Below are 16978 nucleotides of genomic sequence, written 5' to 3' on the forward strand. Positions count from 1 at the left end.
CATGCGTTGGGTATGCATTCTATTCCCGCAATTGGCGTTGGACGCGGTACTGCGTCAGCGCACCGACCCCGATGAGCCGCTGGCACTGCTGACCGGCCCGGCACAGCGCCGCGTATTGCAGGCGGTCAACGCTCAAGCGCGCGCCTTGGGCCTGCGCCCCGGCCAGTCGATGACCGCCGCCCAGGCGCTGAGCAAAGGGTTCGCCACCGCTGAATACGACGCCGCACACATCGAGCATTGGCAACAATTCCTGGCGGCCTGGGCCTATCGCTTCAGTTCCCAGGTCAGCGTGCATTACCCGCGCACGGTGGTGTTCGAAATCGAGTCCAGCCTGGGGTTGTTCGGCGACTGGGCGCAATTGGAAGCACGTTTGCGCGCCGAGCTCGACGAGTTGGGCTTTCGCCATCGCATCGTTGCGGCCCCCAACCCGGTGGCGGCGCGAATCCTGGCCAATGCCTATGACGGGCTGGTGGTGCCCGACGATCAAGCCTTGCAGCGCCACCTGGGGCCATTGCCCGTCGACCGCATCGGCCTTGAGGCGAATGTCGCCACTGCGTTGTCACGTATGGGGCTTCGCACCTTGAACCAGGTGCTGGGTTTACCTCGACAGAGCCTCGCCCGGCGTTTCGAGGCGCAGGTGCTCAAGCATCTGGACGCCTTGCTGGGGCTGCGCCGGTTGGCGCTGGCGTTCTACTTGCCGCCGGATCGCTTCGATGTGCGCATCGAACTGAACTTCGACGTGCAATCCCATCAAGCGCTGTTGTTTCCGTTGCGTCGCTTGACTGGCGACCTCTCGGCATTTCTCTGTGGACGAGACAGTGGCGTGCAGCGTTTTGACCTGCACCTTGAGCACGCCGGGTTACCGGACAGAGTGATCAAGGTCGGCCTGCTCAGTGCCGAGCGTGATGCGGCGATGCTCTTCGAGTTGGCCCGGGGGCGACTGGAACAGGTGCAGGTCGAGGCCCCGGTGCGCGGTTTTCGTTTGCGCGCCGAAGATTTGCCGGCCTTCGTGCCGCAGTATCAGGAGCTGTTCGACGAACGCCCACAGCAATCCTTGCCCTGGGAGCAACTGCGCGAGCGTCTGCGCGCCCGGCTGGGCGATGACGCGGTGCACGGCTTGCGCTTCCAGGCCGATCACCGGCCCGAGTGCACGTGGCAGGCCGGAAACGACCCTCAACGTTGCCCCGGGCTGCCCGGTGTGCAGCGTCCGGGCTGGCTGCTGACCGAACCGCAAGCGGTGCACGAAGCCTCGACACGCATCCTCATGGGCCCCGAACGCATCGAATCCGGCTGGTGGGACGGCGACGACGTGCGCCGCGATTATTACCTGATCGAAACCCGCGCCGGCCAGCAAGGCTGGGCCTACCGGGCGGTCGGTGAAGACGGCCCGTTGTGGTTGCAGGGCTGGTTCGCATGAGCCCCGATTATGCCGAACTGCATTGCCTGTCCAGCTTCAGTTTCCAGCGCGGCGCCTCCAGCGCCCTGGAGTTGTTCCAGCGCGCGAAAAAGCACGGCTACCAGGCCTTGGCGATCACCGACGAATGCACGTTGGCGGGCATCGTTCGTGCGTGGCAAGCGGCCAAGTCCGTGGCGCTGCCGCTGATTATCGGCAGCGAAGTACGGATCGAAAACGGCCCGAAACTGGTGTTGCTGGTGGAGAATCTCGAAGGCTATCAGCACCTGTGCCGGCTGATCACCCAGGCGCGGCGACGCACGCAGAAGGGCCAGTACCAGGTTTTGCGCAGTGACTTCGACGCGCCTTTGCCGGGGTTGCTGGCACTGTGGGTGCCCGATGCGCTCGATGACCCGGCGCCGGGCCGCTGGCTCAAAGAGGTGTTTGCCGAGCGCCTGTGGTTGGCGGTGCAGTTGCATCGCGGTCAGGACGATCACCGTCGGCTCAACCAGTTGTTGGCGCTGGCGAGGGCAGTGGACATCCCGCCGGTGGCCAGCGGCGATGTGCACATGCATTGCCGTGGTCGCCGCGCCTTGCAGGACACCATGACCGCGATCCGCCATCATCTGCCGGTGGCCGACGCCGGGTTGCGCCTGCACCCCAATGGCGAACGGCATCTGCGCAGCCTGGAACTGTTGCGCGAGCTGTATCCGCCCGCGTTGTTGCAGGCCTCGGTGGACCTGGCCCGGCGTTGCACTTTCGATCTGGACCAGTTGCGTTATCAATACCCCAAGGAATTGGTGCCCGAGGGGTATTGCGCCACCGGCTGGCTGCGGCAATTGACCAAGGAGGGTATCGCCTGGCGCTGGAGAAAAGGTGCGCCGACCAAGGTGCTGCGCCAGATCAGCAAGGAGCTCAAGCTGATTGCCGAACTCGGCTATGAAAGTTACTTCCTCACCGTGCACGACGTGGTGCGCTTCGCCCGCGAACAGCACATCCTCTGCCAGGGCCGAGGCTCGGCTGCCAACTCGGCGGTTTGCTACGCCCTGGGCATCACCGAGATCGACCCGGACCGCACCACGTTGCTGTTCGAGCGCTTCATGTCGAAGGAGCGCAACGAGCCCCCGGACATCGATGTGGACTTCGAGCACGAGCGCCGCGAGGAAGTGCTGCAATACGTGTTCCGCCGTTATGGTCGCGGCCGCGCCGCGCTGACCGCAGTGGTCAGCAGCTATCACGCCGCCGGGGCGGTGCGCGATGTGGCCAAGGCTTTGGGGCTGCCACCGGACCAGATCAATGCGCTGGCCGATTGCTGCGGCCATTGGAGCGATAACACACCGCCGATAGAACGCTTGCTCGAAGCCGGTTTCGACCCGCAAAGTCCGGTGCTGCGCCGGGTGCTGACCCTGACCGATCAACTGATCGGCTTCCCCCGGCACCTGTCACAGCACCCCGGCGGTTTCGTGATTTCCGAGCAGCCACTGGACACCCTGGTGCCGGTGGAAAACGCCGCCATGGCCGATCGCACGATCATTCAATGGGACAAGGACGACCTCGACGCGGTCGGCTTGCTCAAGGTCGATATCCTCGCGTTGGGCATGCTCAGCGCGATTCGCCGTTGTTTCGATCTGCTGCGGCGCCATCGTAATCAGAATCTGACCTTGGCCACGATCCCCTCCGAAGATGCGGCCACCTACGAAATGATCAGCCGCGCCGACACCGTCGGGGTATTCCAGATCGAGTCGCGGGCGCAGATGTCGATGCTGCCGCGATTGAGGCCCCGCACCTTCTACGACCTGGTGATTCAGGTGGCCATCGTCCGTCCGGGGCCGATTCAGGGCGGCATGGTGCACCCGTATTTGCGACGGCGAAACAAACAGGAAGCCGAAGTTTATCCATCGCCTCAATTGGAAGTGGTGCTCAAACGTACGCTTGGTGTGCCGCTGTTCCAGGAACAGGTGATGCAGATCGCCATCGTCGCTGCCGACTACAGCCCCGGCGAGGCCGACCAATTACGCCGCTCCATGGCCGCGTGGAAACGTCATGGCGGGCTGGAACCGCACAAGGAGCGGCTGGCCGCTGGCATGAAGAAAAACGGTTACACCGCCGAATTTGCCACCCAGATTTTCGAGCAGATCAAGGGTTTTGGCAGCTACGGTTTCCCCGAGTCCCACGCCGCCAGTTTTGCCTTGCTGACCTACGCCAGTTGCTGGTTGAAATGCCATGAACCGGCAGCCTTCGCCTGTGCGCTGATCAACAGCTGGCCCATGGGTTTCTACAGCCCCGATCAGATTTTGCAGGATGCGCGTCGGCATCATTTGCAGGTTCGCCCGGTGGATGTGCGCGCCAGTGACTGGGATTGCAGCCTCGAAGCGGTCAGCGGCGGGCAGCCGGCGATTCGCATGGGCCTGCGCATGATCAAGGGATTTCGCGAAGACGATGCCCGGCGTATCGAAGTCGCGCGGTCGATGGGCGCGTTTATCGACATTGCCGATCTGGGAGAGCGGGCGCAGCTTGATAGCCGTGCGCAGGAACAACTGGCCGATGCCGGCGCCTTGCGTGGGCTGGCAGGGGACCGTCATCGCGCCCGCTGGGAAGTGGCGGGTGTGCAGAAGCAGTTGGGCTTGTTCGCCGGTTTGCCGAGCCAGGAAGAAATCGTCGTGACGCTGCCCAAACCCACGGTGGGCGAAAACCTGCTGGCGGATTACAACAGCCTTGGCACCACGCTCGGACCGCACCCGCTGGCACTGTTGCGGGGCGAACTCAAAGCCCGGCGTTGCCGCAGTTCCAGGGAGTTGCTGGAGGTCGAGCATGGGCGTCCGGTCAGCATCGCCGGGCTGGTGACCGGGCGTCAGCGGCCGGGCACGGCCAGTGGCGTGACCTTTGTCACCCTTGAAGACGAGTTCGGCAACGTCAACGTGGTGGTCTGGCGAGACCTGGCCGAGCGTCAGCGCAAGGTGCTGGTGGGCTCGCAATTACTCAAGGTCGATGGGCGTTGGGAAAAAGAGGGCGAAGTACGCCACCTGATCGCCGGACGCCTGAGTGACTTGAGTGAGTTGCTCGATGGCATGGATGTGCGGAGTCGGGATTTTCACTGACCACGATCCCCCCCTGTAGGAGCGAGCATGCTCGCGATGGAAGACCAGACAACGCTGGTATCCTGACCCCATCGTTATCGTTGACGACCATCGCGACGGTTCGACGCCTCGACATGCTCGCTCCTACAGGGGGCGCAGTGTCCGAAAGATTCAGCGATATCTCTATGAAACCATTCCCGCGCCCAATGCTCGAAACAAACGGGCGTCAATCACAGGGACTCAGAATCAGTCGATGCAATTTCTAGACGATAGCCATGGGTGCGAGGGTTGGCGGGGGGAAATGGCCGGGCGGATTCGCACGTTCGACTGGAGCCACACCGAACTGGGACCACTTGATACCTGGCCCGCCAGCCTGTGTAGCGCCGTGCAGATGTTGCTGGCCTCGCCTGTACCGATCGTCATGCTGTGGGGCTATCAGGGGTACATGATCTACAACGACGCCTATTCGGACTTTGCCGGTGGGCGTCATCCTTATCTGTTGGGCGCTCCGGTCGAGCTGGGCTGGCCGGAGGTCGCCGAGTTCAACCGCCACGTGGTCAATACCTGCCTGGCCGGCGGCACTTTGACGTACCACAGCAAAGAGCTTGTGCTGCTGCGCGATGGCGTGCCTGAAGACGTCTGGATGGACCTCTATTACAGCCCGGTGTCCGATGACAACGGCAAACCCGCCGGGGTCATGGCGATTGTGGTCGAGACCACCGACCACGTGATTTCCGAGCGCCGCCGCCAGGAAGCGGAGGCGGCTTACCGTGCAGACAATGAGCGGGTGCGCCTGGCGTTGAACGCCGGCGCCTTGCTGGGCTCGTTTGTGTGGGACCTCAAGGCAAACCGTCTTTCGGCGGATGAACGATTCGCCCGGACCTTCTGCTATCCGTCCACACAGGACCTGGGCAATCTGCCCATCGATTTCGCCGAAACCCGCATTCATCCCGATGATCGGGCATGGGTCAGCGAACGAGTTGACCAGTCAGTCGCCAACGGCGAACCCTACAACGCCGAATATCGGGTGATGCGTGCTGACGGCAGTTATAGGTGGGTACAGGCCAGCGGTTGCTGTGAGTTTGACGAGCAGGGCAAACCGTTTCGGTTTCCCGGTGTGCTGATCGACATTCACGAACGCAAGACCGCCGAAGAATCCCTACTGAAATTCACTCGCGATCTGGAACAGCGCGTCAGCGATGAAGTGCAGGCGAGGCTGGCGGCAGAGGAGCAATTGCGCCAGTCGCAGAAACTTGAAGCCATTGGTGGGCTCACCGGCGGCGTGGCCCATGACTTCAACAACCTTCTGCAAGTGATCGCTGGCAATCTGCACTTGCTGGCGCGCCACGAACCGGATAACGCCAACGTGCAGCGCCGGGTTTCGGCCTCGATTGCCGCCGTTGAGCGCGGCGCCAAACTGTCCACTCAATTGCTCGCTTTTGCTCGCCGCCAGCCTTTGTCACCTGCAGTGTGCGACCCGCTGCAGATTTTCGAAGGGCTGGGCGAGCTGCTGCAACGGACAATGGGTGAGACCATTCAGATCGACATCTGTTTGCCGGAAGACGCCTGGTACATCCATGTGGATCGTAACCAGTTGGAAAACGCCATCCTCAACCTGGCGATCAACGCCCGCGATGCCATGCAGGGCGAAGGGTTGATAGAGCTGACCGCGCAGAATGTCTCGCTCGACCGTGAATTCTGCGCCGGCAAGGGCATTACGGAAGGGGACTACGTTCGCGTCGCCCTCCGCGATAACGGTATGGGCATGCCCGAGCAGGTGCTCGCCCAGGCGTTCGAGCCGTTCTTCACGACCAAGCCCGATGGCAAGGGCACTGGGCTGGGCTTGAGCATGGTGTTCGGGTTCGTCAAGCAAAGCGGCGGCCATATCGAAATGTCGAGCGTGGAGGGTGAAGGCACGCGGGTGCAGTTGTATTTCCCGCGCAGCCGACGCGCACTGCCCTGTGAACCGAGCGCCCACGAAGTGCACCAGTACGGTGGAGACGAGACAATCCTGGTGGTCGAGGACAATGAGGCCGTGCGGACCTCGACGGTCGAGCTGCTCAGGGAGGAGGGTTATCAGGTCCTGACTGCCCCCAACGCCGATGTCGCCATGCAGATGTTGCTGGAAGGGGCGCCCGTGCAATTGATTTTCACCGATGTGGTCATGCCCGGCCTGATCAAAAGCACGGACCTGGCTGCCTGGGCCAAGGTCCAGCTGCCGCCGGTGGCGGTGCTGTTCACCTCCGGCCACACCCGTGACATGATCTCGCGCAACCACCAGCTCAGCCCCGATACCTTTTTGCTGAGCAAACCTTATCGCCCTGAAGCGCTGACACGAATGGTACGTACGGTGCTTAATGGCTGAAACTCATCCCTGAGGGTTGCGCAATCTTCACTGTGGGAGCGAGCCTGCTCGCGGGGGACCTATAACATTCAGCACCTTCATTGGATGTAACGCCACCATCGCGAGCAGGCTCGCTCCCACAGGTAGCAACACTCACAATCATAAGGCCGCCCATGACCGCCAAGCGCCCCACCCAATCCCCCTCCAACATGGTCAGAGTTCGTGGGGCCCGTGAGCACAACCTCAAGAACGTCGACGTCGACATCCCCCGCGATGCCCTGGTGGTGTTCACCGGAGTGTCCGGTTCGGGCAAGTCGTCCCTGGCGTTTTCGACCTTGTATGCCGAAGCGCAGCGCCGCTATTTCGAGTCCGTGGCCCCTTATGCGCGGCGCCTGATCGATCAGGTCGGGGTGCCGGACGTTGATTCCATCGAAGGCCTGCCACCGGCAGTCGCCCTGCAGCAGCAGCGTGGCACGCCGAGCACGCGCTCTTCGGTGGGTAGCGTCACCACCTTGTCCAGCCTGATCCGCATGTTGTACTCGCGCGCGGGCAGTTACCCGGCGAACCAGCCGATGCTCTACGCCGAGGACTTTTCGCCGAACACACCCCAGGGCGCGTGCCCTGAGTGCCATGGCCTGGGCCGAGTGTATGAAGTGACTGAAGCCTTGATGGTGCCGGACCCGAGCCTGACCATCCGCCAGCGCGCCGTCGCATCCTGGCCCTTGGCATGGCAGGGCCAGAACCTTCGCGACATCCTGGTGACCATGGGCATTGACGTCGACAAACCCTGGCGCGACCTGCCCAAAAAACAGCGTGACTGGATTCTCTTCACCGAGGAAACCCCGACCGTTCCGGTGTATGCCGGGCTTACCCCCGAGGAAACCCGAGTCGCGCTCAAGCGCAAGATGGAGCCGAGTTACCAGGGCACCTTCAGCGGCGCCCGACGCTACATCCTGCACACCTTCAGCCAATCCCAAAGCGCGCTGATGAAGAAGCGCGTCTCGCAATTCATGATCGGCAGTCCGTGCCCGTTGTGTGCCGGCAAACGGCTCAAGCGCGAGGCTTTGTCGGTAACTTTCGCCGGCTATGACATCGGCGAGCTCTCGCAAATGCCGTTGCTGCAAGTCGCCGAAGTCCTGAGGCCGGTGGCCGCGCAAAGCTACCTGGATGCAGCCGATGAGGCGGGCGAAGTGCTGACCCACGAGCAAACCCGCCACGCCCGTGAACAACGGGTGGCCCACGGCGCCAGCGGCCACGCCAATGCGCCTGACGTACGCCACACGCCTAACCTGTCGGTGGAAAAGCGCCTGGCCGCGCAACGCATCGCCCAGGATTTGCTGGAGCGGGTCAGCATCCTGACCGACCTTGGACTCGGCTACCTGGCACTGGAGCGCAGCACGCCAACCCTGTCTTCCGGTGAATTGCAACGCCTGCGCCTGGCCACGCAACTGGGCTCGCAACTCTTTGGCGTGATCTATGTGCTGGACGAACCCTCGGCCGGCTTGCACCCGGCAGACGGCGAAGCGCTGTTCGAGGCGCTGCAAGGTCTGAAAGCGGCGGGCAATACGTTGTTCGTGGTCGAGCACGACCTGGAGACCATGCGCCGCGCTGACTGGCTGATCGATGTCGGCCCGGCGGCGGGTGAGCATGGCGGACAGATTCTCTACAGCGGGCCGCCTCAGGGGCTGGCCGACGTGCAGCAATCGCAGACGCGGGCCTATCTGTTCGCCGAAGAGGTCAGTGCGGCTGCAGGTCGACGCAAACCCAAGGACTGGTTGAAGCTGGAGGGCATCACCCGCAACAACCTGAACAATCTCAGCGCCGAATTTCCATTGGGTTGCTTCACGGCGGTCACCGGCGTTTCGGGTTCGGGTAAATCCAGCCTGGTCAGCCAGGCGCTGCTCGAATTGGTCGGGGCGCATTTCGGTCGCTCAGCGCGTGACCCGGATGCCGCCGAGCTAAGCCTGGAGGATGACGCGCCGCAGACCAGTGGTGGTCACGTCAGCGCAGGGCTGGCGTCGATCAAGCGCCTGGTGCAGGTGGACCAGAAGCCCATCGGTCGTACGCCACGCTCGAACCTGGCGACCTACACCGGGCTGTTCGACAACGTGCGCAAACTCTTTGCCGCGACCGAGCAGGCGCAGGCCGCAGGTTACGACGCCGGGCAATTCTCCTTCAACGTCGCCAAGGGCCGTTGCGCAACCTGCGAGGGCGAAGGCTTCGTCAGCGTCGAGTTGTTGTTCATGCCCAGTGTCTACGCGCCATGTCCGACGTGCCATGGCGCCCGTTATAACCCGGAAACGTTGGCGGTCAACTGGCAGGGGCTGAACATCGCCCAGGTGTTGCAACTGACGGTGGATGAGGCGGTCGAGGTGTTCCGCGAGCAGGCGGGGATTCACCGTTCACTGGAGGTGCTGCGCGACATTGGCCTGGGCTACCTGCGACTGGGTCAGCCGGCGACCGAATTGTCCGGCGGCGAAGCCCAGCGCATCAAACTGGCGACCGAGCTGCAGCGCAATCAACGGGGCGCCACCTTGTATGTGCTCGATGAGCCGACCACCGGATTGCACCCACGGGATGTGGACCGATTGCTGGAGCAGTTGAACAATCTGGTGGCAGCGGGGCACACGGTCATCGTGGTCGAGCATGAAATGCGCGTGGTGGCGCAAAGTGACTGGGTCATCGACATCGGGCCGGGGGCAGGGGATCAGGGCGGCAAGATCGTCGTTGCTGGCACGCCGCAGAAGGTGGCCGGCCACAAGAAAAGCCGGACGGCGCCGTTTTTGGCCAGGGTATTGGGTAAGGCATAAATAGGCGGTGGGTCAGCCGGCCTCATCGCGAGCAAGCCCGCTCCCACAAGGGCACCCGTCAACCATTGTGGGAGCGGGCTTGCCCGCGATTCGATCTGTCAGGCCCCGTCGATGCTGCGGCGAACCTTGTCCAGCAGCTCACTGATCTGGAACGGCTTGACCAGCATGTCCATGCCATCGCCCAGGAACACCTGGCGATTAAGGGCATTTTCGGCATAACCGGTCATGAACAGGATCGGCAAGCCTTCGCGCCAGCCGCGGGCGACATCGGCCAGTTCGCGGCCGTTCATGCGTGGCAGCCCAACGTCGCTCAGCATCAGATCGATCGACGGGTCGTTTTGCAAGCGTTCCAGGGCGCTTTCGACATCACCGGCTTGCGTGCAGCGGTAACCGGCGTCCACCAGCACCTCGGCGACGAACATGCGCACTGATGCCATGTCCTCGACAATCAGGATGTGCTCGCCGCAACCGGGCACTTCAACCACTGGCGATTCTTCCTCCACCGTAGTCGGGTCGCTGCTGGCGGGCAGCATGATGGTCACTTCGGTGCCGCGTCGCGCCACGCTGCGAATGTGCGCGTCGCCGCCCGATTGCCGGGCGAAGCCGTAGATACTCGACAATCCCAGGCCGGTGCCCTGGCCCAGCGGCTTGGTGGTGAAAAACGGGTCGAACACCTTGTCGATCACGTGATGCTCGATACCCGTACCGTCATCACGCACGGCCAGTGCCACGTAGGCGCCATCGGTCAGTTTCGGATCACCGTGGGAATACGCTGCGTAGGTGCTGACCCAGATATTGCCGCCCTGGGGCAAGGCATCGCGGGCGTTGATGACCAGGTTCAACACCGCGCTTTCCAGCTGAATGGGGTCCACGAGGGCAATCGCCGTCTTGGAGGTCAGTTCGAGCCTTAACGTGATGTGCTCGCCGATGGTGCGCCTCAACAACTCTTCGAGGGAGCGAATATGGTCGTTGATATCCACCGGCCGGGTGTTGAGCGGTTGCTGCCGGGCGAAGGCCAGCAGTCGGTGCGTCAGGGAAGCAGCGCTGCGCGCCGAGCTAAGGGCTGCGCCGGCATAGAATTCGACTTTTTCCGGACGCGAATCGGCCATGCGTTTCTGGATCAGCTCCAGGCTCGTGATGATGCCGGTCAGCAGGTTATTGAAGTCATGGGCAATGCCGCCGGTCAACTTGCCCAGCGCGTCCATCTTCTGCACTTGCAGCAGTTGGGCTTCGGTGCGGACCCGCGAGGCGATTTCGGTCTCGAGTTGCGAGGTGGCGTCGTCCAGCCTGGCCAGGTGCGAGCGCTCGCGGTGCCGATGCTCGGTGACGTCCTCGACAAACACCAGGCTCAATGCCGGTGTGCGGTAGGGCGAAATCTGCCACTCGGTTTCGCGCAGCTCACCCTCGACCCGCATGTTCAACGTGCCTTTCCAGCGTTCACCGACGCTCAGTCGCAGGCGTAACTCATCGACAATGGCGTCCTGCTGGTCGGCGAAGCATTCGCGCAAGGCGTCCGGGTCGCGATTGTCCTGGATCAGCCGGGCAAACGCATGGTTGCACTCGTGCACCTCGAGTTGCGCATCGAGCACGGCAATCGGCGCGGAGATGTTGGTGAAGATCTCGCGAAAGCGCGCCTCGCTTTCGCGCAACGCATTTTCGGTGTCGCGCACGCGCAGCAGCGTGCGCAGGGTGGCCAGCAACACATCCGGGTCGACCGGATGAATCAGGTAGGCATCGGCACCGGCGTCCAGGCCGGTGATGATGTCGCCGGACTGAATCGAGGCCGCCGATACGTGGATGACCGGGAGCAGGGCGGTGGCAGGTTCCGAGCGCAATTTGCGCACGATGTCGAAGCCGCTCATGTCCGGCAGGTTGACGTCGAGGATCAGCGCGTCGAAGGTTTCGCTGTGGATCAGGGCCAGGCCTTCACCGCCGGTTCCGGCTTCGAGGACGATGTAACCATGCCGCTCCAGTCGCCTGCGCAAGGCGTAGCGGGTGGCAACGTTGTCGTCGACTATCAGCAAACGCATGTCACGTTTCATCGGAGGACTCCGTGGCGAGGGCCAGCGGTATGATCACATAGAAGGTCGAACCGACCCCTGGCGTACTCTCCAGCCCCACCTCACCGCCGAGCAGCTCGGCGAAGCGTTTGCACAGCGACAGCCCCAGACCTGTGCCACGCAGACGTTTCTGCAGGGGCGAGTCGACCTGGGAGAAATCCTCGAACAATGCACCATGCAGCTCGGGCGCGATACCGATGCCGGTGTCGGTCACCGCGAACCGGATCCGGTCACTGCACTCCAGACTCGCCGAGACGCGGACTTCGCCACGGGTGGTGAATTTCAGCGAGTTGGAAATGAAGTTGCGCAGGATCTGCCCGAGTTTCTTGTCATCGGTATACAACCTCGGGAGACCCACCGGTTCCTCGAATATCAGGTCAACGGCGCTCGCATCGACGATGGGCCGGAACATGCCGCGCAGCGCGGCAAACAGGTCGAACATATCGAACCAGGCCGCCGAGATCGAAATACGCCCGGCTTCGATCTTTGCCAGGTCGAGCAGATCGTCGACCATGTCGCTCAATTCCCGCGCGGCATTGCTGACGAAGTTCACCTGCTTGTGTTGCTCCGGGCTTAGCGGTCCGTCGAGCTCGTCGGTCAACAGACTGGCGATGCTGAGGATCGAGCCCAGTGGCGTGCGAAATTCGTGACTCATATAAGACAGGAAGCGGCTTTTGAGGTCCGACGCCTCGCGCAGTTGTTCGGCCTGCATGTCCAGCTCGCCGTAAAGTGCCAAAACGCCCTGGTTGGTTTCATCCAGTTCAGCCCGCAGGGCGTCGCACTCACTTTGCAGCCGTGCCACCTGGGCGGCCTGTTCGTCGATCTGACTCAGGTGTGTATCAGCCATGGGCTGTCTCCAGAGCAACGACCAACACCGTGACGTCATCACGTCCACGGCAGAAATCGCGGTGCAGGATGGCGGCGATCACGGCAGGGTGGCGGTGCACCAGGCCGGGGTAATCTTGCAGGTTCCAACGCGATTGCAGGCCGTCGCTGTACATGATCAACAGGTGTCCATTCACTTGAGCATAGTCAAAGGGTTGGGCTTTCCGGTATTGCCCGCCGACGATGCCGGGGTGGGAGGCCAGGCCTCGGGATTTTTCCGGGCCGATCAGGGTGGCGCCGATGTTGCCGATACCGACGAAGCGCAGGCTGTCGCCATCGAATTGTGCGATGGCCACCGCGCCGCCCCTCGTGCCGGTCATGGCTTCGTGAAGGTCTTGCAAGAGCAGTGTCGGGGACGCGAATGGCAAGTGGTTGAATGCTTTCTCACCGGCACGCGCCGCTTCTTCGGCTTCTTCACCATGGCCCAGGCCATCGATCACCAGCGCGCTGATGTTCGAGCCGTCATAGGTCAGATGCCAGGTATCGCCGCACGCGGGATCATCATGCAGTGAGTGGTGGCTGACACCGAACCGTGGATCGGGTGCGTTGTCGGTGCGTGGGTACAGGCGCGTCAACAGTACCGTGCCGCGTGAATCGGCGTACACATCGAACACTTCGGTCTGGCGGAACACGGCGCCCAGGCCGATGCCCTGGGTCCCTCGGGTGGAAAACCCGTCCGCCAGACAGGCATCCACGTCAAACCCGGCGGCACGGTCAACGGCGAGTATCTCGATCCCTGCGCCCGACGCACGGGGCAGCACCCGAAGGTGCAGCTCGCCATGGGTCGCGTGTTTGAGAATATTGCTGGCAAGCTCGGTGGCCACCAGCGCCACCCGCCCTGCATCGGTCGCGTCGAAGCCGTTTTTCTCCGCCAACTGCTGGGCAGTGCGTCGGGCGTGACCGATCTGGCTGCTGTCTTCAATCAGCAGCACCTGGGTCAGGGAACCGGAGATATTCATGTCCATCGCGTAATCGTGATGCGTGTGCCTTGGCCGGGCGCGGTGTCGAGCTCGAACTCTTCGACCAATCGTTTGGCACCGGTCAGGCCAAGGCCCAGACCATTGCCCGACGTCCAGCCATCGGTCATGGCGAGCTTGATGTCCGGGATGCCAGGTCCTTCATCGCGAAATACCAGCCGCACACCGGTGCGCGCATTTTCCTCGATGATTTGCCAATCCATGTCACCGCCGCCGCCGTACACCATGGTGTTACGGGCCAGCTCGCTGACGGCCGTGACCAGTTTGGTCAGGTCGATCAGGCGCATGCCGCATTCGGTGGCCAACTTGCGTGTCAGTTGGCGCGCCAGAACGACATCTTGTTCGATATGGATCGGATGGGTGCCGCTGCTGCGTACGGTCATTGGTTGCTTACCCAGTCCTGAAGCAGCTTCATCCCACGCTCGACATTCAATGCGGTGCTCACCCCTGGCAGGGTCATGCCCAGTTCTACCAGGGTGATGGCGACCGCCGGTTGCATGCCCACCAGTACCGTCTGCGCATCCATGATCCGGGACAATCCGGAGATGGTGCCGATCATGCGGCCGATGAACGAGTCCACCATGTCCAGCGCTGAAATATCGATCAGCACGCCGCGCGCAGAGGTTCTGCTGATGCGCTCGGAAAGGTCCTCTTGCAGAGTCAACGCCAACTGGTCATGCATGTCGACCTGAATGGTCACCAGCAGGAAGTCGCCCATTTGCAAAATCGGAATGCGTTCCATGGCTTCAGCCCGCCTTGGTGAGGGTCAGCCCCAGGCGCGACAAGGCGAGTTTCAAGGCATCCGCCAGGTTGGCTTTCGTCACAACGCCTTGCAGGTCCAGGCCCAGGTGCACGATGGTCTGGGCGATCTGCGGACGCACGCCGCTGATGATGCAGTCAGCGCCCATCAGGCGAATGGCGGTGACGGTCTTGAGCAGGTGTTGGGCGACCAGGGTGTCCACGGTGGGCACGCCGGTGATGTCGATGATGGCGATTTCCGAACCCGTGTCGACGATGCGTTGCAACAGCGATTCCATCACCACCTGGGTGCGCTGCGAGTCCAGGGTGCCGATCATTGGCAACGCCAATACACCGTCCCACAGTTTGACGACGGGCGTGGACAACTCCAGCAGTTCTTCCTGTTGGCGCTTGATCACCGCCTCGCGCGACTCCTGGAAGGTGCGGATGGTGTGCATCCCGAGGCTGTCGAGCAACTCGGACAGTTCCAGCAGTTGTTCGGCCAACAAGCTGGGATTGTCCTGATAGTGATTTTGCAACGCGGCGAAGAGCGGGCCCTTGAAGGCGAAGATGAAGTTGGCGGTTTGCTGCGAGTTTTGTCCGAGCAGGGCGCGACTGCGCGAGAGCTTTTCCAGGAACTGGCGAATCTCGTCCCAGCCGGAGGCGGCGACGTTGCTGCCATTACCTGCGTCGAGGCCGGCGATGATCAGTTGCAAAAAATCAGAGGTCTGCTGCTTGACCTCTTGTTCCTTGAGGTTGCGCGTGGCGCCACTCGCTTCAAGACTGCTGTACCAGTTGGCAAGTAATTGCGCCTGGTCTTTTTTCAGTGCTTCGAGTGTACTGGTCTGCAGTGCTGCCATGTGCGTTGACTCCTGGGATATGTACGCCGATTCCCCAAAAAACGACCGGCGCTGATCAATGACATTTGCGTGTAGAAATAGTTGTTCGTCCCGGCAGGATTATTTCCGTCGACGCACAAGTACTGTAGCGGGCACCGCGCAAAACTGCGCCCATTTGACCTCAATCTGCCATCAGATGGAACCCTGACCCGTCGGGGGTTTCCAACCTACAGGGCCGATTGCTGCCGTAGCCTGACAGTGACGAACGAGGTAGATATGAAAGACCAAGACAACGGACACACCCCGGGGCCGGAAAGCGCCGATGACTCGGTAGACCAGAAGCAACATCACAGCGATAACGACAACGAATTCAGTCCGGGCTTCAAGCCTGATCCCGATCGGCCTGCGCCCAGCGAAGACACCGATGCGGATATCGATACGGATGGGGGATAGTGGCGGATGTAAAAAAGGGGCCGCCTTCATCTTGAACACGGCCCCTTGTTAATGCCCTTGAACAGCCCTGAAGGGGCGGCGGGTTATTTGCTCGGGTGAGCCGCCTGCAGTTTTTTCGCCATCTCGAGATGCTTCTCCAGCCCTGGCAGCATCTTCTGCGCGAAGCCTTTGAGCTCCGCGGAGCCTTTGGCCTTGTCGTCGGTCACCGTATTGGCTTCTTTCTTGAACAGCTCGATGGTTTCCTCGTGGGCCTTCACCTGATTGTTGGCGTAGGCGGCGTCGAACGATTCGTCGCGCATGTCGAGGATTTTTTCCTTGGCCTGTTTCACCAGCGTCGTGGTGTCTGGCACCTCGATGTCATTTTTCTTGGCGATGGCGGCCAGTTCATCGTTCGCCTTGGAATGGTCGGTGATCATCATGTTGGCGAACGCCTTGATGTCCGCCGATTGGCTTTTCTCCAGAGCAAGACGACTGGTTTCGATTTCCGCGATGCCGCCAGCAGCCGCGTTGTCGACGAAGTCATTGGAAGTGGCAGCAAACGCCGCGCCCATGCTGGTGCTCAGGGCGACTGCCAGAGCGATATTGCGCAGGGTAAATCCGTCCATTGGTCATTCTCCACACTGGTTTTTTGGCGATCTGTTGATCGTAAAAATGTGGAGGCCGACGAGCGGGCAAAGGTTTGATCGGTTTTGCCAAACGGCGACGAACGGACACCGCTTGTCTGATTGAAGGTCGACAGAACCCGTAGACCAAGGCCATTCTGATGGTTGGGCGAACGCAATCGATCGCGTTTGCTTTCGATCAACAAACGGAGGTGTTCCATGCCGGTGCCACACAATCTTTATGCGGACTTGAATCGTACCAAGGAAGATATCCAGCAAAGACGCACCCAGGATCCATTACTGGATTCACTGCTCACCAAGTATTCGCAGGCGGACGCCGAAGTGGTAGAGGCTGAAAGCGCCAAGTCGGATGCCCCCAGTGATGACGAACTGAAAAAGCTCAAGGAAAAGCGTCTGCTGGTCAAAGACAAGATTGTCGACCAGCTTCTGAAAACACCCTGAGGCAGGGCTTCAGCCACCGACAGGCGGTGACTGAAAAATTGGAACGGCAGTAAATTCCGGCACCTCGAATGATCAGAGTCCGATTTCTCGGCTCCATGCGAGGTGCCCCATGAACGACCCTAAATTTCCCAGCGAAGAGCAGGGCGGCTACGACCCCATTCCCACCGATCCCCAGCCTTTGAGCCCGTCGCACACGACGACCCATCCCGAAGACGAACCGGGCATCGATGAGTTGCCCAACGATGAAGGGGCAATTCCCTTGAGGGAGGATGACGGGACTGATGTTGATCGTGATGGGCACGGCGATCGCCGCTAAACCCCCTGTGGGAGCGGGTTTG

Annotated in this window: 14 protein-coding genes; 7 read left to right on the forward strand and 7 right to left on the reverse strand. The window is 61.7% G+C overall.

Going from position 1 to position 16978, the window contains the following annotated elements:
* Position 1 precedes the first annotated feature (1 nt).
* The 4 genes from AB4O36_RS10610 (at position 2) to AB4O36_RS10625 (ending at position 9624) form a co-directional block, all read left to right on the forward strand.
* Positions 2-1417 (forward strand): Y-family DNA polymerase, encoded by a 1416-nt coding sequence (locus tag AB4O36_RS10610; protein WP_460141675.1) that lies wholly within the window; start codon positions 2-4, stop codon positions 1415-1417.
* A complete protein-coding gene (locus tag AB4O36_RS10615) occupies positions 1393-4491 on the forward strand; it encodes an error-prone DNA polymerase (RefSeq protein ID WP_460141676.1) in 3099 nt (1032 codons plus the stop codon). The genes AB4O36_RS10610 and AB4O36_RS10615 overlap by 25 nt, the downstream gene beginning before the upstream one ends.
* Before the next feature lie 232 nt (positions 4492-4723).
* The gene (locus tag AB4O36_RS10620) at positions 4724-6835 is read left to right on the forward strand and encodes a hybrid sensor histidine kinase/response regulator (RefSeq protein ID WP_460141677.1); all 2112 of its coding nucleotides are present in this window, start codon (positions 4724-4726) and stop codon (positions 6833-6835) included.
* Between the two features lie 152 nt (positions 6836-6987).
* Positions 6988-9624, forward strand: coding sequence for an excinuclease ABC subunit UvrA (locus AB4O36_RS10625; RefSeq protein WP_460124688.1), 2637 nt, complete (start codon positions 6988-6990; stop codon positions 9622-9624).
* A 98-nt stretch (positions 9625-9722) separates the two neighbouring features.
* On the opposite strand, the gene AB4O36_RS10630 is transcribed toward AB4O36_RS10625, so the two are convergent.
* Genes AB4O36_RS10630 through AB4O36_RS10655 form a run of 6 tightly spaced genes read right to left on the reverse strand, consistent with a single transcriptional unit; the run spans position 9723 to position 15144 of the window.
* The gene (locus AB4O36_RS10630; protein ID WP_460141678.1) at positions 9723-11666 is read right to left on the reverse strand and encodes a response regulator; all 1944 of its coding nucleotides are present in this window, start codon (positions 11664-11666) and stop codon (positions 9723-9725) included.
* The gene (locus tag AB4O36_RS10635; protein ID WP_460141679.1) at positions 11656-12531 is read right to left on the reverse strand and encodes a sensor histidine kinase; all 876 of its coding nucleotides are present in this window, start codon (positions 12529-12531) and stop codon (positions 11656-11658) included. Before AB4O36_RS10635 ends, AB4O36_RS10630 begins: the two co-directional genes overlap by 11 nt.
* Positions 12524-13528 (reverse strand): ATP-binding protein, encoded by a 1005-nt coding sequence (locus AB4O36_RS10640; protein ID WP_460126691.1) that lies wholly within the window; start codon positions 13526-13528, stop codon positions 12524-12526. The genes AB4O36_RS10635 and AB4O36_RS10640 overlap by 8 nt, the downstream gene beginning before the upstream one ends.
* Complete coding sequence (locus AB4O36_RS10645; RefSeq protein ID WP_460124697.1) at positions 13525-13929, reverse strand: anti-sigma regulatory factor; 405 nt, start codon at positions 13927-13929, stop codon at positions 13525-13527. Before AB4O36_RS10645 ends, AB4O36_RS10640 begins: the two co-directional genes overlap by 4 nt.
* Positions 13926-14288 (reverse strand): STAS domain-containing protein, encoded by a 363-nt coding sequence (locus AB4O36_RS10650; protein ID WP_460124700.1) that lies wholly within the window; start codon positions 14286-14288, stop codon positions 13926-13928. Before AB4O36_RS10650 ends, AB4O36_RS10645 begins: the two co-directional genes overlap by 4 nt.
* Positions 14289-14292: 4 nt before the next feature.
* A complete protein-coding gene (locus AB4O36_RS10655; protein WP_460124703.1) occupies positions 14293-15144 on the reverse strand; it encodes an STAS domain-containing protein in 852 nt (283 codons plus the stop codon).
* 255 nt (positions 15145-15399) lie between these two features.
* Here AB4O36_RS10655 and AB4O36_RS10660 point away from each other — a divergent pair, with 255 nt between their 5' ends.
* Positions 15400-15576, forward strand: a complete 177-nt coding sequence (locus AB4O36_RS10660; RefSeq protein WP_460142185.1) for a hypothetical protein — start codon at positions 15400-15402, stop codon at positions 15574-15576.
* Between the two features lie 83 nt (positions 15577-15659).
* Here AB4O36_RS10660 and AB4O36_RS10665 read toward each other — a convergent pair whose 3' ends face one another.
* On the reverse strand, positions 15660-16181 hold the full coding sequence (locus AB4O36_RS10665) for a DUF4142 domain-containing protein (protein WP_460141680.1): 522 nt from the start codon (positions 16179-16181) through the stop codon (positions 15660-15662).
* Positions 16182-16397: 216 nt separating this feature from the next.
* Here AB4O36_RS10665 and AB4O36_RS10670 point away from each other — a divergent pair, with 216 nt between their 5' ends.
* Positions 16398-16640 (forward strand): DUF465 domain-containing protein, encoded by a 243-nt coding sequence (locus tag AB4O36_RS10670; protein ID WP_460141681.1) that lies wholly within the window; start codon positions 16398-16400, stop codon positions 16638-16640.
* A 109-nt stretch (positions 16641-16749) separates the two neighbouring features.
* A complete protein-coding gene (locus AB4O36_RS10675) occupies positions 16750-16956 on the forward strand; it encodes a hypothetical protein (RefSeq protein WP_460141682.1) in 207 nt (68 codons plus the stop codon).
* The last annotated feature ends 22 nt before the right edge of the window (positions 16957-16978 follow it).

This window comes from Pseudomonas sp. S2_E01, assembly GCF_054668365.1.